This window comes from Paenibacillus sp. AK121 (assembly GCF_019042715.1).
Lineage (GTDB): Bacteria > Bacillota > Bacilli > Paenibacillales > Paenibacillaceae > Paenibacillus > Paenibacillus polymyxa_C.
This window is the reverse complement of sequence record NZ_JAHPJM010000003.1, coordinates 363,882-382,826: the sequence shown is the minus strand read 5'-3', so window position 1 is coordinate 382,826 and position 18,945 is coordinate 363,882. Positions and strand designations below refer to the sequence as shown.

At 43.8% G+C, this 18,945-nt stretch carries 14 protein-coding genes; 12 read left to right on the top strand and 2 right to left on the bottom strand.

Going from position 1 to position 18,945, the window contains the following annotated elements:
- The first annotated feature begins 50 nt into the window (after positions 1–50).
- The 4 genes from KSP24_RS08135 to KSP24_RS08120 all read left to right on the top strand — a co-directional run bounded on the left by KSP24_RS08135 (position 51) and on the right by KSP24_RS08120 (position 3,830).
- Complete coding sequence (locus KSP24_RS08135) at positions 51–1,019, top strand: sugar phosphate isomerase/epimerase family protein (RefSeq protein ID WP_216974874.1); 969 nt, start codon at positions 51–53, stop codon at positions 1,017–1,019.
- A 19-nt stretch (positions 1,020–1,038) separates the two neighbouring features.
- Complete coding sequence (locus KSP24_RS08130) at positions 1,039–1,770, top strand: ThuA domain-containing protein (protein WP_216974873.1); 732 nt, start codon at positions 1,039–1,041, stop codon at positions 1,768–1,770.
- Positions 1,771–2,012: 242 nt separating this feature from the next.
- Positions 2,013–2,357: a winged helix-turn-helix transcriptional regulator gene (locus KSP24_RS08125; RefSeq protein WP_013371810.1), complete on the top strand. Its 345-nt coding sequence runs from the start codon at positions 2,013–2,015 to the stop codon at positions 2,355–2,357.
- A gap of 705 nt (positions 2,358–3,062) precedes the next feature.
- Entirely contained in the window at positions 3,063–3,830 is a 768-nt protein-coding gene (locus tag KSP24_RS08120; protein ID WP_216974872.1) for a DODA-type extradiol aromatic ring-opening family dioxygenase, read from the top strand.
- A 145-nt stretch (positions 3,831–3,975) separates the two neighbouring features.
- Here KSP24_RS08120 and KSP24_RS08115 read toward each other — a convergent pair whose 3' ends face one another.
- Positions 3,976–4,692: a Crp/Fnr family transcriptional regulator gene (locus KSP24_RS08115; RefSeq protein ID WP_014599995.1), complete on the bottom strand. Its 717-nt coding sequence runs from the start codon at positions 4,690–4,692 to the stop codon at positions 3,976–3,978.
- A 258-nt stretch (positions 4,693–4,950) separates the two neighbouring features.
- Here KSP24_RS08115 and adhE point away from each other — a divergent pair, with 258 nt between their 5' ends.
- From adhE to KSP24_RS08075, 8 genes are all read left to right on the top strand, one after another.
- A complete protein-coding gene (adhE, locus tag KSP24_RS08110; RefSeq protein WP_013371805.1) occupies positions 4,951–7,563 on the top strand; it encodes a bifunctional acetaldehyde-CoA/alcohol dehydrogenase in 2,613 nt (870 codons plus the stop codon).
- A gap of 327 nt (positions 7,564–7,890) precedes the next feature.
- The gene (gene pflB / locus KSP24_RS08105) at positions 7,891–10,152 is read left to right on the top strand and encodes a formate C-acetyltransferase (RefSeq protein WP_013371804.1); all 2,262 of its coding nucleotides are present in this window, start codon (positions 7,891–7,893) and stop codon (positions 10,150–10,152) included.
- A gap of 65 nt (positions 10,153–10,217) precedes the next feature.
- Complete coding sequence (pflA, locus tag KSP24_RS08100) at positions 10,218–10,976, top strand: pyruvate formate-lyase-activating protein (protein WP_013371803.1); 759 nt, start codon at positions 10,218–10,220, stop codon at positions 10,974–10,976.
- Positions 10,977–11,193: 217 nt separating this feature from the next.
- Complete coding sequence (locus KSP24_RS08095; protein WP_058711546.1) at positions 11,194–13,416, top strand: copper amine oxidase N-terminal domain-containing protein; 2,223 nt, start codon at positions 11,194–11,196, stop codon at positions 13,414–13,416.
- Between the two features lie 255 nt (positions 13,417–13,671).
- Positions 13,672–14,163, top strand: a complete 492-nt coding sequence (locus KSP24_RS08090) for a Fur family transcriptional regulator (protein WP_013371801.1) — start codon at positions 13,672–13,674, stop codon at positions 14,161–14,163.
- Position 14,164: 1 nt separating this feature from the next.
- Positions 14,165–14,455: a membrane protein insertion efficiency factor YidD gene (yidD, locus tag KSP24_RS08085; protein WP_013371800.1), complete on the top strand. Its 291-nt coding sequence runs from the start codon at positions 14,165–14,167 to the stop codon at positions 14,453–14,455.
- A gap of 411 nt (positions 14,456–14,866) precedes the next feature.
- A complete protein-coding gene (metG, locus tag KSP24_RS08080; protein ID WP_216974871.1) occupies positions 14,867–16,885 on the top strand; it encodes a methionine--tRNA ligase in 2,019 nt (672 codons plus the stop codon).
- A 168-nt stretch (positions 16,886–17,053) separates the two neighbouring features.
- Positions 17,054–17,770, top strand: a complete 717-nt coding sequence (locus tag KSP24_RS08075) for a cytochrome c biogenesis CcdA family protein (RefSeq protein WP_216974870.1) — start codon at positions 17,054–17,056, stop codon at positions 17,768–17,770.
- Here the strand turns inward: KSP24_RS08075 and splB are convergent.
- Positions 17,763–18,827: a spore photoproduct lyase gene (gene splB, locus KSP24_RS08070; RefSeq protein ID WP_058829768.1), complete on the bottom strand. Its 1,065-nt coding sequence runs from the start codon at positions 18,825–18,827 to the stop codon at positions 17,763–17,765. The two genes, KSP24_RS08075 and splB, sit on opposite strands and share 8 nt — an antisense overlap.
- Positions 18,828–18,945 lie beyond the last annotated feature (118 nt).

Sequence of the window (18,945 nt, the reverse complement as noted above, 5' to 3'; positions counted from 1 at the left end):
ACTATAATGAAAGCAGCTTTTTTCACATATGATACAGGGAGGGATTTCTTTTGAAACTTGGAGTATTTATGGTGTTGTTCGGTGGACGTTCATTGGAGGAGGCGCTGGATTATGTGGCTTCTCAGGGACTGGATGCTGTAGAAATCGGAACAGGTGGCAACCCGGGAGATAAGCATTGCAAGCCTGATGAGTTGCTAGAGAACGATACGGCGCTCAAAAATTTTAAAAAGGCAGTAGAATCCCGGGGATTAACGATTAGCGCGCTTAGCTGTCATGGTAATCCGCTTCATCCACAAAAGCATTTGGCACAGGCAGATCATGACACATTTCTTAAAACCGTCCGATTGGCAGAAAAGCTGGAAGTTCCTGTTGTGAACACTTTCTCAGGATGTCCAGGTGATCACGAGGATGCGAAGTATCCAAACTGGCCTGTGGCTCCGTGGCCTAATGATTTCCAGGAAGTGCTGAAGTGGCAATGGGTGAATAAAATTATTCCTTACTGGACTGAAACGGGTAAATTTGCAGCAGATCACCATGTTAAAATAGGGCTGGAGTTACATGGGGGCTTCTCCGTTCATACACCAGCAACCTTGCTTCGTTTGCGTGAAGCGGCAGGAGAGGTCATTGGTGCTAATCTGGATCCGAGCCATATGTGGTGGCAGGGAATTGATCCCGTACAGGCGGTTCAAATTTTAGGCCGAGAGGGAGCCATTCACCATTTCCATGCCAAGGATACGACGATTGATCCGATCAATGTTAATAAATACGGACTTACCGATATGCAGGAGTATACGAATATGTTAGATCGAGCATGGCAGTTCCGTACTGTGGGCTATGGTCATGATGTAAAAACCTGGGCAGATATTATCAGTGCTCTGCGTCTGGTGGGATACGATTATGTAGTAAGTATTGAGCATGAAGACGGTCTGATGTCCGTGGAAGAAGGCTTTACTAAAGCTGTCCATAATCTTCGCCAGGTCCTGATTGAAGAACCGTTGAGCGAGATGTGGTGGGTCTAACCTAATAGGGGGAACTGTGATGATTAACGTCACCATTTGGAATGAATTTTTGAACGAAAAGTTAAATGAAGAAGCCAAACGGATTTATCCTAACGGCATACACCAGGCATTGGCTGACGGCTTGGCAGATGAAGGTTTTGCCATTCGAACAGCTACTTTGCGTGATAATGCCGAACATGGTTTGGAAGAAGAAATCCTCAATTCCACAGATGTGCTGCTGTGGTGGGGACATAAAGCCCACGATCAGGTGAGCGATGAAGTTACAGCGCGTGTCGTCAAGCGTGTGCAGGAAGGAATGGGCCTCATCGTATTGCACTCAGGCCATTTCGCCAAGCCATTTAAAGCTCTGATGGGCACTAGTTGTGATTTAAAATGGAGAGTTGCAGGCGAGCAGGAGATTATTTGGTCAGTAAATCCGTCACATCCTATTGCGGAAGGAATAGACGGCAAAATTCTCTTAGAGCAGGAAGAGATGTATGGCGAGTTCTTTGATATTCCTGCGCCGGATGAACTAGTCTTTATCAGTAACTTTGAAGGCGGCGAAGTATTTAGGACTGGATGCACCTTCCATCGAGGCAGTGGTAAAATATTTTATTTCCGACCAGGGCATGAGACCTATCCGACGTATTACCAGCCTGATATTTTGAAGGTCATTGCTAACAGCATCCGTTGGGCTTCACCGACAAGTAATAAAAAACCAGTATATGGTAGAAGTGAACCGGTAAGGCCGCTTGGTGGAGTGTTGGTATAGTTACAATTATCACATATTGATGAATTATATAAATAACAGGTTTAAAGGCGGAACCTCTGGGGATTCCGCCTTTTTGTATTTAACGAATTAGACATATACCTGCCCATTGGTTTGTTGTATAATCAGTTTTGGTCATGGCAACTTTATCAGCACAGGTATTAAATTTAAGAAAGTGTTTTCTTTCGGGATAAAGTATGCTAAAATGATATATACTAACAAAAGGAAAGCTTTATCAAACCGAAATGCAAAAGAAGGTGAAAAATTTGGAGAGTCAACCGCAATTTACAAAAATGTGTCCGCGTTTTGAAACCGCCTTTTCATGTCTGGGTAAGCGCTGGAATGGATTGATTATTCAATCCATGATGAGCGGTCCCAAGCGGTTTAAGGATATTTCCAATCTGATTCCCACAATGAGTGACAAAATGTTATCAGAACGGATGAAGGATCTGGAAAATGAAGGGATTCTTACACGCCATGTATATCCGGAAACTCCTGTCCGCATTGAATATGAGCTAACCACCAAAGGTCGTGCACTTCAGCCGGTTATGGAGCAGATTCAATTTTGGGCTGAGGAATGGATTAGATGATCACCAAACTCATTAAGTGTTTCTCATAGCAAAACAGCCTCTTCCTAGGAAAAGGCTGTTTTTTTATTTTGTGGTAGGCAGTACGGCTTAATAGCTTTTAGCGCGCCCTGCTACTGAGAATACTCCGGCTGTTGTACGGCGAGGGATGCGGGATTGAATATCCAGTGCGGCTGAACGAAATGTGCCTAAACACGAGTGGCAAAGTCTTCCTGCATAAATGGGAGAACGGCAGGACTCGCAAGGATAATCAAGCTGACTGTATGTGGAGGGGAATTTACCTGCTCTTACCCAATCTGTGAGCAAATCCATAGGTGTGCCAGTCACATCACTGAGTTGGCGGGTATGAGTTGAAGGATGCTTCCATAGATAGTTAGAACAGCGGTCAAAGAATATATTTTCTTCTTGAATACAAGTATTACACAGGTTTCTAAGATTTTGACGGAAAACGGAACCGCATTTTGGGCAATTCGAAGTATGTATCTCCATAGAAACCAGTCCTTTGTATCGGGATATAATAATATTTTTAAATTTATTAGTTACATATTACTATGACTTTATACCTATATCAATCTTTATTTAAAGAATTGCTGATCTTTAAGTATATGCTGGCATCTATATTGACATTACTATATTACTTATGTATTATTGCTTACATAAAGTTACTAAGTGAATAAAATAAATTGTTTGCGATAAGGGGATTTTTTAATGGTACCATCTTTATTTTTAGCCCACGGATCACCTATGCTTGGTATTGAACAGACGGACTACACTGCATTTCTAGAGCAGTTGGGGAAAAGCGTTCACCCTAAGGCGATTGTTATCTTTACAGCTCACTGGGAGACGCAAGTGTTAACGATTAGTTCAATGGATGACATATACGATACAATTTATGATTTTGGAGGCTTCCCACCCGAACTGTACGAAGTGAAGTATCCAGCACATGGTTCTGTTGAACTAGCTAATAAGTTGAAAAAGTTATATGAACAAAAGGGCATCGATGTACAAACTGATCGGGTGAGGGGACTGGATCATGGTTCATGGACATTGTTGCATCGTATGTATCCTGAGGCAGACATTCCGGTAGTTCAGATTTCCGTAAATCCGTACCTCTCGCCCAAAGCACAATTTGCCATTGGTGACGTGTTGCGTGAGTTGGGAGAACAAGATATTCTGGTCATTGGCAGTGGCGTGACTGTCCATAATCTGCGTATTGTCAAATGGGGAGAAACGAAAACGGAGCCTTGGGCAATTGATTTTGATGACTGGATTATCGAAAAAGTGCAAAGCGGAGATATAGAAGCTTTGGATCACTATGAAAGCGAAGCGCCATATGCTCGTCAGGCCGTACCTAGAGCAGAACACTTTGTACCGTTGTTTATTGCAATGGGTAGTGGCAATCCTGCAAACGAAGCTAAGGTCATCCATAGAAGCTATGAGATGGGAAATTTAAGTTATCTATGCTTTCAGTTTTAAAGCGTGTAGGGCAGAAGAAGGTCGAGTTATGTGCTTTGTTACTGTCCCGTCCGTTCTCTAAAAAATGGGGAGTGGAATAAAATTAGGGAGTGTTATAAGCTAATAATGGCTTACAGCACTCCCTTTTACATTAAAAAACAATTTATTATATCCGGCAAATCTCACGTGGGCACAATTCACAATGACATACACCTTGCAGCATTTCCAAATCCTTGACAACAATCATACCATTATCGTATTCTACTGCATTTTTCTTACGCAGATCACTGAGCATCCGATTTACGCTTTCCCGGGTAGCACCGATCATATTTGATAAGTCAGTATGAGTAATCTTTTTATGAATCAAGATATAGTCGCCGTGAGGCTCACCATAGGTGTTGCATAGTCGGATGAGTGTGGAACATAGAGCGCCAGGCTTGCCGTACATCATCAAATCGCGGAACTTGGTCTGAGTAATGCGATGATGCGATCCCATCCATTTCATAAAGTCAATCGCAAAATCACAATGCTGGCAAATAAGCAGCTCCAAATCTGTATGATCGATTACGCCAATATCACTGTCCTCCAGAACCTCAGCAGAAAAGGAATGCTTGGTGCCGAAGAAAGGATCAGCTTGACCAACAAGATCGCCGCTTTGATACATATATAGAATAAGTTCCTTACCCTCATCCGTTGTTTTGGTTACCTTTACGCGTCCGCGCTTAATATAAAACAGCTTATCCGCTGTATCTCCTTCCCAGAACAAATGCGAGCTTTCTGGCATAACTCGATCTTTCATCATCACTTGCAACCGGTTGAAGCTGGCCTCCGAGAAGCAACAGGTGTTGCCGCGGGCTTCCATTACATTTGTAGGGTTTCTCATCGTCCATTTCCCCTTTGTATCCTATGTTTTTTATCTGCAACTTGATCAATTCAAATTCATTATATACCTGTGCAATGAGTTTTTGGGGCAAGAAGAGGGGGTAAAAGTGGCAGAATTCCAAACTTTGTGATTTAATTCACTTCATAAAATAAAATTTTAAATAGATTGTGAAAAAAATCACAAAATATCTTGAAAAGCTGTGTTACGATCAGTGCGTGAACAAGAGATAGTACACGAGATAACAGGAGGATGAGGGAAATGGCTGTTAAAAACGAGGTTATCCAAAAAGAGCAAAGCGCAGAGCAGTATATTCAAACGCTGATTGACCGGGCGAACCGGGCACAGCAAGCTTTCATGAGTATGAATCAGGAGCAGATTGACGGAATCGTACAAGCTATGGCACTCGCAGGGATGGATAAGCACATGCACCTAGCGAAGTTGGCTGTTGAAGAAACAGGACGCGGTGTGTACGAGGACAAAATCACCAAAAACATGTTTGCAACAGAATATATCTATCACAGCATCAAAAATGAGAAGACCGTTGGTGTCATTGAAGATAATGATTTCGATAGCTTCCAAAAGATTGCAGAGCCAGTCGGTATCATCATGGGGATTACTCCAGTAACAAACCCGACTTCGACTACGATGTTCAAAGCGTTAATTGCCATTAAAACACGTAACCCAATCATTTTCGGCTTCCATCCATCTGCTCAATCGTGTAGTGCGGAAGCAGCCCGCGTATTGCTTGAAGCAGCTGTTAAACATGGTGCTCCAGCGGATTGCATCCAATGGATTGAAGCACCTTCGATGGATAAAACAAATGTACTGATGAACCACCCTGATGTGGCATTGATTTTGGCAACTGGCGGATCAGGCATGGTTAAGGCAGCTTATAGCTGTGGTAAACCTGCACTTGGCGTAGGTCCTGGTAACGTACCTTGCTTTATTGAAAAAACAGCCGATATCAAACAGGCCGTGAACGACCTTATCCTTTCTAAATCTTTTGATAACGGTATGATTTGTGCTTCGGAACAAGCCGTAATTATCGAAGAGCCTATCTTCGAGCAAGTGAAGAAATTGATGATTGCTAATGGTTGCTACTTTGTAAATAAAGAAGAAGCAGCTAAGCTCACTCAAGGGGCTATGAATGTAGAAAAATGTGCAGTGAACCCGGCCATCGTCGGACAGTCTGCTGTAAAAATAGCTGAAATGAGCGGCATTACAGTACCGGCAGGAACAAAAATTTTGGTCGCTGAAATTGAAGGAGTAGGAACCAAATTCCCATTATCTGCGGAAAAATTGAGTCCGGTATTGGCTTGCTACAAAGTGAAAAATGCAGAGCAAGGTATCCAACGTGCTGCTGAAGTTGTAGAGTTCGGCGGTATGGGTCACTCGTCAGCTATCCATTCGCAAGATGAGGACGTTATCGCTCGCTTTGCAAACCGTTTGCAAACAGGTCGTATCATTGTAAATGCACCTTCCACACATGGTGCAATCGGTGATATTTACAACACCAACCTTCCTTCGTTGACACTTGGTTGCGGTTCGTACGGTCGTAACTCGACTTCGTCGAACGTATCTGCAGTTAACTTGATTAATGTGAAAAGGGTGGCGAAACGGACGGTGAATATGCAATGGTTCAAAGTACCTTCCAAAATTTATTTTGAGAAAAATTCGACACAGTATCTTGCTAAAATGCCTGATATCACACGTGTAGCCATTATCACTGACCCTATGATGGTGAAACTCGGATATGTGGACCGCGTCATTCATTATTTGCACCAGCGCCAAACACCAGTTGCGATTGAAGTGTTCTCTGAAGTTGAGCCAGATCCATCGACAGTTACGGTAGAGCGTGGTACTGAAATGATGAGACGTTTCCAACCGGATTGCATCATCGCACTCGGCGGCGGTTCGCCAATGGATGCTGCTAAAGGCATGTGGATGTTCTATGAATATCCGGATACTGATTTCAATAACTTGAAGCAAAAATTCATGGATATTCGTAAACGGATTTACAAGTACCCACGTCTGGGTCAAAAAGCACAATTTGTAGCTATCCCTACAACCTCGGGTACAGGTTCGGAAGTCACATCGTTTGCAGTAATTACAGACAAAAACCTGGGCAACACGAAGTATCCGCTGGCTGACTATGAGTTGACTCCTGATGTGGCAATTATTGACCCTGTGTTTGTATATTCGCTGCCTAAAACAGCTGTAGCCGATACAGGTATGGACGTTCTGACACATGCTATCGAGGCTTACGTGTCTGTAATGGCCAATGATTACACAGATGGTCTGGCAATTAAAGCCATTCAACTGGTATTCCAATACCTGGAGCAATCGGCTCTGATCGGCGACAAGTTGGCTCGCGAAAAAATGCATAATGCTTCTACACTTGCAGGTATGGCGTTTGCTAATGCATTCTTGGGTATTAACCACAGTCTTGCACATAAATGGGGCGGACAATACCATACGGCGCATGGCCGCACGAATGCTATCTTGCTGCCGCACGTTATTCGCTACAATGCGAAAAAACCGACAAAATTTGCTTCGTTCCCTAAATATTCGCACTTTGTTGCAGATGAGCGCTATGCAGAAATTGCACGCATACTGGGACTGCCTGCACGTACCACTGAAGAAGGGGTTAACAGCTTAATTGACGCGATCCGTAAGTTGAACAAAACACTCGGTATCGAGGAATCGTTCCAACAACTCGGATTCGATCCAAAAGACTTTGAATCACGTGTAGATTATCTGGCTGACCGCGCTTTTGAGGATCAATGTACAACTGCAAATCCAAAGCTGCCGCTGGTTACTGAATTGGCTGATGTATACCGCAATGCCTTCTACGGACGCTTTGATCAATAATATAATAGTATGAAGAGGCTTGTAACAAAGCATTTTCCTATACAATACCAATGCAGGCTCTCTATATAGAGGGCCTCTTGGTTTGGGAAGGGAGGTGAGCGGCGAGGCTGAAGGTATAGGCGTGAAGCTAGGGAAAATAAAGTGATAAAAATCACTCGTATTGTGATTTATGTCACATACTACACTCTATCATTATTCTACAATAAGAGTGTAAGAAAGGTCCCGACACTGAGCGTAAGGCATCGGTGAAAAGGCCGGGCTCAAGAAATAGTTTAAACGTGAAAAAAATCACAAGTCCGGAAGACCAAACAATTTGGAGGGATTTACATGTCGGTGATTGAGAGAGAATTACAAGAGCAACAATCTGGCTGGAGAGGTTTTAAAAAAGGAAAATGGACTAGAGAAGTTAACGTCAACGATTTTATTGAAACCAATATCTCACCTTATGTTGGCAATGAAGAATTTTTGGTTGGTCCTACCGCCAATACAACTGCATTGTGGGAAATTGTATCTGATCTTACTAAAAAAGAGTTGGCAAACGGCGGCGTGCTTGATGTAGACGTAAATACGCCATCCACCATTATTTCACATAAACCGGGCTATTTGGACCGGGACAAAGAACAAATTGTCGGTGTACAAACAGATGCTCCATTCAAACGTTCTTTGCAGCCGTTTGGTGGAATTCGGATGATGATCGACGCTTGCAAAGCCTATGGTTTTGAAGTGCCACAAAGCATTGTTGACATTTTCACTCATATTCGTAAAACACACAACCAAGGTGTATTTGACGCTTATACTGATGAAATGAGAGCAGCTCGTAAAGCTGGCATCATTACTGGTTTGCCAGATGCATATGGTCGTGGTCGTATAATCGGTGACTATCGTCGCGTAGCTCTGTATGGTGCAGACTTCTTGATCCAAGATAAAAAACTTCAATTGAAAAGCCTTGAAGTTGATTCCATGGAAGAAGACGTAATCCGTCTACGTGAAGAAATTTCTGAACAAATTCGTGCTTTGAATGAATTGAAACAAATGGCTGCTGAGCACGGTTTTGATATTTCTAAACCTGCTAACAATGCAAAAGAAGCTTTCCAATGGGTATATTTTGGATATCTCGCAGCGATTAAAGAACAAAATGGTGCAGCAATGTCCTTGGGACGTGTATCTTCATTCCTTGATATCTATACTCAACGTGATCTTGAGGAAGGTACGATGAACGAAGAACAAGCTCAGGAACTGGTCGATCATTTTGTTATGAAACTGCGTATTGTTAAGTTCCTGCGTACACCTGACTACAATGAACTGTTCAGTGGTGACCCAACTTGGGTAACAGAATCCATTGGTGGTATGTCTGTCACTGGAGAAACTCGTGTTACCAAAAACAGCTTCCGCTTCTTGCACACACTGTACAACTTAGGACCTGCTCCAGAGCCTAACTTGACTGTACTGTGGTCAGAAAAACTGCCTGAGGGCTTTAAAAAATATTGTGCAAAAGTTTCTATTGAAACTAGCTCCATTCAATATGAAAATGACGATTTGATGCGTCCAATCTACGGCGATGATTATGGTATTGCTTGTTGTGTATCCGCCATGAGAATTGGTAAACAAATGCAATTCTTTGGTGCTCGTGCCAACTTGGCAAAAGCTCTGCTGTATGCCATTAACGGTGGTAAGGATGAAAAATCCGGCGTTCAAGTAGGACCTGAGTTCCCAGCCATTACAAGCGAAGTGCTGGATTACGAAGAAGTGTTGAGCCGTTTCAAACCTATGATGGAATGGCTGGCAAAACTGTACATGAACACTTTGAATGTTATTCACTATATGCATGATAAATATAGCTACGAACGCATTGAAATGGCGTTGCATGACCGTGATATTCTTCGTACCATGGCTTGTGGTATTGCGGGTCTGTCAGTTGCTACCGACTCCTTGAGCGCCATTAAATATGCAAAAGTTAAACCAATTCGTAACGAAAAAGGAATTGCTGTTGACTTTGAAATCGAAGGCGAATACCCTTGCTACGGTAACAACGATGACCGCGTAGATACTATCGCTGTAGAACTGGTAGAAAGCTTCATGAGCATGATCCGCAAACATAAAGCTTATCGTAATGCGGTTCCTACTCAATCAGTACTGACTATTACTTCCAACGTGGTATATGGTAAGAAAACAGGTACAACACCTGATGGACGTAAAGCAGGCGAACCGTTCGCACCAGGTGCAAACCCGATGCATGGTCGTGATAAAAAAGGTGCTCTGGCATCTCTGAGTTCCGTAGCCAAATTGCCTTATGAACACAGCTTAGATGGTATTTCGAATACCTTCTCTATCGTGCCTAAAGCACTGGGTAAAGAAGAAGAAACACGCAAAACAAACCTTGTTTCGATGATGGATGGCTATTTTGGAAGCCACGCACATCATCTGAATGTCAATGTGTTTGCTCGTGAACAACTTTTGGATGCAATGGAGCACCCAGAAAACTATCCACAACTTACGATTCGTGTTTCCGGCTATGCCGTTAACTTTATCAAGCTGACTCGTGAGCAACAATTGGATGTTATTAACCGTACTTTCCACGGTACAATGTAAATAAGTTTTACGTATCAAATAATACACTGACGCACGCATAGCGGATGCGGGAAGGATGATGCAACATGTTGAAAGGTCACATACACTCATTGGAAACCTTCGGGACCGTCGATGGTCCCGGCATCCGCTTCGTGCTCTTTATGCAAGGATGCTTGTTAAAATGTCAATATTGCCATAATCCGGACACTTGGGCCTTGAATGAAGGTAACCCGATGACGTTAGAAGAAGTATTGGCTGAGATTGAGCCATATTTAGCCTATTACCGTTCTTCAGGAGGCGGATTAACCGTATCCGGTGGAGAACCGACATTGCAAGCTCATTTTGTAGCAGAGCTGTTCAAAGAAGTGAAACGTCGCTGGAATTTGCACACGACATTGGACAGTAACGGCTTTAATGATGCAGGTCGTATCCATGATCTGCTGGACGTAACGGATTTGGTACTACTAGATATTAAGCACATCGATAACGACAAGCATATTAAGCTTACAGGCAAGTCTAACGACCGTATGTTAAGTACGGCCCGATGGTTGTCTGAGCAAGGGCGCAAGATGTGGATTAGACACGTATTTGTACCGGGTATTCATGATGACGAGCAAGATCTACTAAATTTGGGACGGTTCATTGGAACGTTGAACGGAGTCGAAAAATTCGAAATTTTACCTTACCATCAAATGGGTGTTTACAAATGGGAAATGCTCGGTAAGGCGTATCCGCTGGAGGGAGTTCCGTCCCCTACAGATGAAGAAGTTCAACGCGCTTATCGACTCATTGAAGAGGGTCGTCTGGAGACTGCAGGAACGAATACTGCCTGTCGTCCATCATAATGTAAATGGATCAGAACTACTTTCAGGTTATGAAGCCGCCGCCACATCAGATCAGATGGACGGCGGTTTTTTGTTGTTGAATTTTTGCATTCACAGGAGAATGTTCCCTTTTTTTCATGATCGTCAAAATTTCCAGAAACTTTTTAGCAACTGTCGCGTCTAATAGTATGACTTTTCACGGGAATGATAATAATTTGGGGATAGAAGGAGACAGACAATGAATTTCAAGAAATGGACCATGCTCACCGCCCTGGCGGTAGCTCAGGTGGCTGCAGTAGCCCCTGTAGGAGCAGAAGCAGCATCAACAACTGTTCAATCCACCGATTCGGTTAGCGCACAGCAGGCTCAGACCAATGTTGCTGATTCCGGCGTTCAGAATAGTATCGGAGATCAAGATGGAACAAGCACACAAAATAATACGGTAACACCTAATAACACAGGTGTATCCAATGATCCATTGACTGGTCTGCCTACAGATACTACTAACGGATCGAACGTAACCAATGATGTATACGGTGGAGACGGAACGATTACCAATCCTGGTGGAGCTCCAACATCCATGAATGCGAATCAACTGATTTTGTATTTGAACAGTGCTAAAATGGAACAAAACGGACAGGTATATACAGCAACTCAGCCGATGACAGTCAAAGACGGAGTTTCCTATGTAGCTATCCGTTCTCTTGTCAGTCGTGTCGGATTGCAGTTTAGCTATGACACTGCCACTAAAGAAACCGTAATCACCCAAGGAACGAATGTTCTACGCTTCAAAACAGACAGCAAGGTTTATACGGTTAATGGTGAAGCTAGACAAATGAAGGGGCCGGCTTTCCAGCAAAAGAACGTATTTATGGTGCCGTTGACCTCGATTACACAGGCCTTAAATATTCCTTATACCGTGAATAATACAACTAAACAAGTTATCATGGATTTGAATCAGAAACCAAAAGCTTCTTTTACGGTTCAACAAAAGGATATCTACGCGGGTGAAACCCAAGTTACGTATTTGACCAAGGAATCTTCTCCTACAGGTCTTCCGATTGTAAATCAACGTTGGGAAGGGAAGCAGGACGTATTTCAGGAGCCGGGTACATATGTAGTTACCTATTCCGTTCTTGACTCTGCTGGGAACTGGAGTGATCCTTACTCAGTAACAATTACAGTAAGACCACCAAACCAGCCGCCAGTGGCTCTGTTTACAACAGATAAAAAAGAGTACAAGATGGGTGAAAAAATCACCATTACCGACCTGAGTACTGACGATGAGAATGCTATCACTAAGCGTGATTGGGAGAACAAGAAACTTGCCTTCTTCCAACCAGGTGATGTAACAATTAAACTGACCGTGACTGATAAGCATGGCGCAACAGGTACCAAAAGTGAAACAATTAAAATTACAAATGAACTGCTGTACAACGAAGATGATTTCAATAAAATTTTCACGCCATATGGCGATAAATACAGTGTAGATGGCAGTCAGGTGCCTGCTATGGCCACTATTCCAGTGACAAGCACTTCTTCACCACGTCTTCTGATTCGTGCTAACAGCCCAGAGCGTGTGTTCCAGGATGGTATCGTGTATCAGGAAACAGGCTCAGGCAGTACGCGTATTCTTGTCCATCATGTCAATGAAACAGGTCGAGATGTGAAGATGTACGTGATTGCGACGAACAACAATCTTGCTCCAACCAACATAAATGTTGAAAATTCCGGTTTTGCTGGACCATCTGAATTTGCCACAGCTGCGGGTAAAGTTTCGATTCAACGGTATTTTCAATCTATGCTGGACGGAAGCAAACGTTCCAGCACGGTTCTGAACCCAGGCGAAAGCCGTGTTATTTTGGAAGATTTGAACGCGCAAAAAATCAAGCAAAAACAAGTTATTTCTTTGTTATCTGATTTGTATACGGATCAACCTATTCAATATACGGTGGTTGTGCTGGATGCAAATGTAGATCCGTTGACTGCGTTGCCTACTCTGGCAAAACTGCCTAAGGACGGTATACATAACCGTGGAACGTACGCAAATTCGGATATTTCACTCAATTATACCGAAGAGGTTGGTAAAACAGCTCAACGTATCGTTCTTGGTGATAATAAGGTAGACCCGAACCTGATTGGTACCGACGGTCTGGACGGTTCTTCTGCTTCCAATGCCGGTAACTTTGGTGTTGTATATAAGGTTAAGTTGGACCATGTAGCGCCATATTCACTGATTACGTTTAACCCGCGGGGAGGCGAATATTCCGGCTATGCGATGGTTAACAATCAGGTTGTGGGTATACCGACAAATGGTTCTGTATGGGCTCCGAATGAAATGAGTGTACTGTATCGTACAGGTCATATTGAGGAAAGTGTAGAGATGTATTTCACTGCAGCTGCTGGTAGTAATCTTCCAGTTTCCGTAGTAGTTATGCCTTTACCAGCTATTAAAAATTAATTTGAAATAACCGGTGCTGTTTACCGGCTTAGACCACTTGAGTCTCATCATTCACCGTTTTAAAAGTCGATGTCACTTGCAGAATATAGGCGTTCTCCCGTTGCGAACTTGGTTGCAGCACTGGAGAACGTCTTTTTCTTATGAGTAGCACGAATATCTCTTATAATATTGACTTTAATCGTGGTATAATGAATAGATGCAAGCCTAAGCCTGCATCAGAAAACCTGAAACTATAGACAGGGGAGGGTGAAACGCATGCTGACAAAGGATGAGATTATCGCAACGATGTCCGCTCAAGGGCTGCGTATTACAGATCAGCGCAAGACGTTGGCCACGTTATTTTCCGAGAATGAAGGGTATCTGTCCCCCAAAGACGTTTATGAATATATGGGTAAGAAGTACAGCGGACTTAGCTTTGATACAGTTTATCGCAATCTGCGTGTAATGCAGGAATTGGGTGTACTGGAGCAGGTATCTTTTGAGGATGGAATGAAGTTCAAGGTGAGCTGTAATGAACATCACCACCACCACCATATGATTTGCTTGAGTTGTCAGAAAACATTGCCGATTTCTTTTTGTCCAATGCAAATGACAGATCCGACAGATCAATTCCAAATCGTTGAGCATAAGTTTGAAATTTTTGGTTATTGCAAAGACTGCCAGCAGAAGAATGGGCATACTGAAAGTAATTCGGATGGGGGTTTCAGACAGACGAGCAGTCACACTCACAGCCACGGAGGCTACTGAAATGAAAATCACCACACGTAGAGTGGTACAGGCTCCGATTCAGTTTTATCGTGCATACATTTCACCATTAAAACCTGCTACCTGCAGGTTCTATCCGACGTGTTCGGCGTACGCGCTGGAGGCGGTAGAAGTGCATGGTGCACTCAAAGGCTCATGGCTGGCTGCAAAGCGTATAGCTAAATGCCATCCATTTCATCCCGGCGGCGTAGATTTGGTCCCTCCTGCAAAAAAAGGGGTAGATAAGTCTGACAAAGATCGTTTGGCTACCCATACCGAGAAGGGTCTGACTTGACAGCGCCGTGCCGATTTGGTTATATTTTGGTTAATATTGTTTTCCTGTGAAGGGATGAGTAAGGTAAGTCGTCCAGTACAGAGAGCCGGAGTTAGCTGAAAACCGGTCTGGAGTGAAGCCTGAATATGGTCCTGGAGGAACCTTTTTCGAGCGTATTTGCCATAGTGAAGCTGTGTTCAAGAGGCAATCGTAAGGAGGAGGCGTGATCCAGCGTTAATGGGCGGTCAGATGTGACCGGTGAAGCCTGTATTCTGCGAGGGTACAGGGAATTTGGGTGGTAACGCGTGAGGTGACTCTCGTCCCATAGGGACGGGGGTCTTTTTTGTGCCAATTTGTGTCTAATTCATGAATTGGAGTACCTATCATGGTAGCAAATCTTTTGCAGCCGTGAACAAAACAGGAGGAACATACATGTCTAGTGAGAACACATTTTACATTACAACACCGATCTATTATCCCAGTGACAAGCTCCATATAGGTCATGCCTACACGACGGTAGCGGGTGATGCGATGGCTCGCTATAAGAGGCTACGGGGCTATGAGGTTCGTTATTTGACAGGAACGGATGAGCATGGTCAGAAGATTGAGCAAAAGGCAAGTGCAGCTGGGAAAACGCCGCAACGTTTCGTAGATGACATTGTGGCAGGTATCCAAGACCTGTGGCGGAAGCTTGACATTTCCAATGACGATTTTATCCGTACTACGGAGGAACGTCATAAGGCTGTCGTACAGGAAATCTTTGATCGTTTATTAAAACAAGGCGATATTTACAAGGGAGAATATGAAGGTTGGTACAGCATTCCTGACGAGACTTACTACACAGAAACTCAACTCGTTGACGTAGTGAAGGACGCTGAAGGCAATGTCACTGGAGGTAAGAGCCCAGATAGTGGACACCCTGTAGAACTAGTCAAGGAAGAGAGCTACTTTTTCCGCATGAGCAAGTATGCTGATCGGTTGCTGCAATTTTATGAAGAGAACCCGCAGTTTATCCAACCGGAATCCCGGAAAAAAGAAATGATTAACAACTTCATCAAGCCGGGGCTAGAGGATCTGGCTGTTTCCCGTACAACGTTTGATTGGGGAGTTAAGGTTAAGGGGGACCCGAAGCATGTCGTATACGTGTGGATTGACGCACTTTCCAACTACATCACAGCCTTGGGGTATGGCTCTTCTAATACTGAGCTGTACGATAAATTTTGGCCAGCAAATGTGCATATCGTAGGTAAAGAGATTGTACGATTCCACACGATATATTGGCCAATCATGCTGATGGCACTGGATCTTCCGTTGCCTAAAAAAGTATTTGCACATGGTTGGTTACTCATGAAAGATGGTAAAATGTCGAAATCTAAAGGCAATGTGGTAGACCCGGTAACGTTGATTGACCGTTATGGTCTGGATCAACTTCGGTACTACTTGCTGCGCGAGGTGCCATTTGGAGCGGATGGAACATTCACACCTGAAAGTTTTGTAGATCGTGTAAATTCAGATTTGGCCAATGATCTGGGCAACTTGTTGAATCGTACTGTAGCGATGGTAGACAAATATTTTGACGGTAAAGTTCCCGCTTATGAAGCCAATGTTACCTCATTCGACGCAGCTTTGGTAGATATGGCGACATCGACTTATAGTAAAGTTGAAGAAGCTATGGAAAATATGGAATTTTCCGTGGCTTTAACGGCGATTAGCCAATTTATTAGCCGCAGCAACAAGTATATTGACGAGACTCAACCGTGGAATCTGGCTAAGGATGAGGCAAAACGTAGCGAATTGGCATCTGTTATGGTGCATTTGGTAGAAAGCTTGCGTATTGCTTCCATTTTACTTCAGCCTTTCTTGACATGTGCGCCTCACCAAATTTGGGAACAACTCGGTATTCGTCAAGGAGAGCTGACTACATGGGATAGCGGTAAGCAATTTGGGCGTATTCCAGAAGGAACGCAGTTGGTTAAAGGGAATCCGATCTTCCCTCGTCTGGACTCTGAGCAAGAGGTTGCTTTTATTGTAGAAGCAATGACTGGAGGTAAGAAACCGGAGGAAGCTGCGACACAAGCTCAACCGCTGAATGCATCTGAGTCGAGCCAGGAAGCACCAGAGGCGAAAGAAGAGATTGGCATTGAGGATTTTGCCAAGGTAGAGCTGCGCGTTGCTCAGGTTGTCGCCTGTGAGCCTGTGAAGAAGGCTGATAAACTGTTAAAGCTACAGCTCGATCTCGGCTATGAGCAGCGGCAGGTGGTGTCGGGAATTGCGAAATTTTATACCCCTGAAGATATCATTGGGCGTAAGGTGATTTGTGTGACCAATCTTAAGCCAGTAAAACTTCGGGGTGAGCTGTCGCAGGGTATGATTTTGGCAGCATCACATGGGGATCAGCTTACATTGGCCACTGTACCGGAAGGTATGCCGAATGGTGCGATTGTAAAATAAGAGGCTAAGTAAAATAAAAGAACGTAAAAAGCGTATGCTTGGGGTTATTCTCCCCAGGCATACGCTTTTTGGCTTGCATCATATTTTTCTCTGTTTATACGTATGTTTTAGTAGGCAGGGCTTGTATCTGCTCTGCGTGTTCACTAAGACAGGTGGGAGGAAATAATGATGTCAGATGTCAACGCCGGGTTGGCCATCGTTGCCGGACTGGTTTCTTTTTTTTCACCGTGCTGCTTGCCACTATATCCATCATATTTATCGTATATAACAGGAATGTCGGCACGTGAACTGGCTGAAGGACGGCACAAGGCAGAAATTCGCTATCGTACGATGGGGCACACACTTGCTTTTGTATTAGGCTTTTCGGTTGTTTTCTATTCACTGGGGGCAAGTGTCGGGTTGCTCGGAGAATGGTTTGCCAATTATGGGGATACGCTAAGAATCGTAGCAGGGCTGCTTATTATACTCATGGGTCTGGTATCTCTTGGTTTCGTCCGTCCATTGTTTCTAATGAGAGAGCATAAGCTGCGCTGGACATGGAAGCCTGCCGGATACGCCGGTTCCTTTGTAATCGGAATTGGGTTTGCGGCAGGCTGGTCCCCCTGTATCGGTCCTATGCTAACAGCTATTATCGCTTTGGCGGCAGTAGAGCATCACATGTGGTTCAAGTTGATTACTGGCTACGCGCTTGGTTTTGCGATTCCGTTTTTTGTATTGGCTTTGCTGGCAGGCTCTGTTAAGTTATCGTTCCGTTATACTTCCATACTTCTCCAAATGGGTGGCATGTTACTTGTGATCACCGGCGTTTTGTTGGTAACGGATCATATGACAGATGTAACGCTTTTTTTACAACGGATTACCCCGGATTGGATGCTAGTTATGTGAAATATTCAATACGACTTAAAGGAAAATGTTCAAAAATGCGTTCAGTAATAAATTCCCGCAGTGCATTTTGCTGTTCATCAGGATAAACATATTTATTCTGTCCCCAGCGGCCCCATTTTTTCTTACGTTTCTCTATGTCCATTTCCAGTTTGGTTTTCGGGTAACGCTTCTCGATAACCGCTTTGGATGTTTTGGTAAAGCGATGCTGAATTAGTTCGAATGTCAGATCCTTTGTAGCATGTTGGGGCAAGGTTTCTCCCAATCTACGCAGAAGCTCTCCGTAACCTGCTTCCCAGCCGTCATACCAAATGATGGGTGCAATGATGAATCCCAGCGGATAACCAGCCCGTGCGATTTTGCCCGCTGCTTCAATACGTTCCTCGAAGCGAGAAGTTGCAGGTTCAAACTGTTTAATAACATAATCGGAATTAATACTAAAGCGGATGCGAGTATGACCATTATGTTTAATATCCAGCAATGGATCCACATGATGATATTTAGTAACAAAACGAAGTCGGCCAAATTCCTCATCTGCCATGAAACGAATCAAGTCTCCAAGCGATCCGGTGATATGCTCCAAACCAACCGGATCAGAGGTACAAGCTGCTTCAAAACGAGTAATTTCAGGCACTCGCTCCTCAATATAGCCTTTAGCTGCTGATATGATATCGTCAGTGTTGACATAGATGCGAATATACGGTTTCGCTCCCAAGGTTGTTTGTAAATAACAGTAGTGACAGTGCCCCATGCAGCCGGTCGAAATAGGAATGGCATATTCGGCAGAGGGTTTGGATTGGTCAAAAGTTAATGTTTTACGGATTCCGACAACCAGTGTCTTTTTTGCCATTCGGTACTTTTCAACTTCAGTTTCACCTGGTAAATTGGTAATTCGGTTGTGAGAGGTCGTCATACGATACGGAATATCCTTAGCTTTGACCCAATCCATAATACGCTGGCCTTTGGGATAATTTAGTGCGTCTGGCTCAAAAAACACCAGATCAGGCATGAATGGCTTGGTTCCTCTGGTTTGGACAGGAGTACGCTCAAGCGTAGACATGGCTAACGCTCCTTTCGAAATAAATCCTCTGTGCTCTGGTGTCCAACTCTAAAGTATCTCCGCAGAAAGCAACGAGACAGGGGCGACAACATTAGTGTACCCTGCTTAAATTGAACAA

Bases quoted from the DNA above. Each gene is read 5' to 3' on its own strand.
- KSP24_RS08095 (WP_058711546.1), top strand. From the start codon at position 11,194: ATGAATTTCAAGAAATGGACCATGCTCACCGCCCTGGCGGTAGCTCAG.
- KSP24_RS08090 (WP_013371801.1), top strand. From the start codon at position 13,672: ATGCTGACAAAGGATGAGATTATCGCAACGATGTCCGCTCAAGGGCTG.
- pflB (WP_013371804.1), top strand. From the start codon at position 7,891: ATGTCGGTGATTGAGAGAGAATTACAAGAGCAACAATCTGGCTGGAGA.
- KSP24_RS08130 (WP_216974873.1), top strand. From the start codon at position 1,039: ATGATTAACGTCACCATTTGGAATGAATTTTTGAACGAAAAGTTAAAT.
- KSP24_RS08075 (WP_216974870.1), top strand. From the start codon at position 17,054: ATGTCAGATGTCAACGCCGGGTTGGCCATCGTTGCCGGACTGGTTTCT.
- adhE (WP_013371805.1), top strand. From the start codon at position 4,951: ATGGCTGTTAAAAACGAGGTTATCCAAAAAGAGCAAAGCGCAGAGCAG.
- KSP24_RS08115 (WP_014599995.1), bottom strand. From the start codon at position 4,692: ATGAGAAACCCTACAAATGTAATGGAAGCCCGCGGCAACACCTGTTGC.
- KSP24_RS08120 (WP_216974872.1), top strand. From the start codon at position 3,063: ATGGTACCATCTTTATTTTTAGCCCACGGATCACCTATGCTTGGTATT.
- yidD (WP_013371800.1), top strand. From the start codon at position 14,165: ATGAAAATCACCACACGTAGAGTGGTACAGGCTCCGATTCAGTTTTAT.
- pflA (WP_013371803.1), top strand. From the start codon at position 10,218: ATGTTGAAAGGTCACATACACTCATTGGAAACCTTCGGGACCGTCGAT.
- KSP24_RS08125 (WP_013371810.1), top strand. From the start codon at position 2,013: ATGCAAAAGAAGGTGAAAAATTTGGAGAGTCAACCGCAATTTACAAAA.
- splB (WP_058829768.1), bottom strand. From the start codon at position 18,827: ATGTCTACGCTTGAGCGTACTCCTGTCCAAACCAGAGGAACCAAGCCA.
- metG (WP_216974871.1), top strand. From the start codon at position 14,867: ATGTCTAGTGAGAACACATTTTACATTACAACACCGATCTATTATCCC.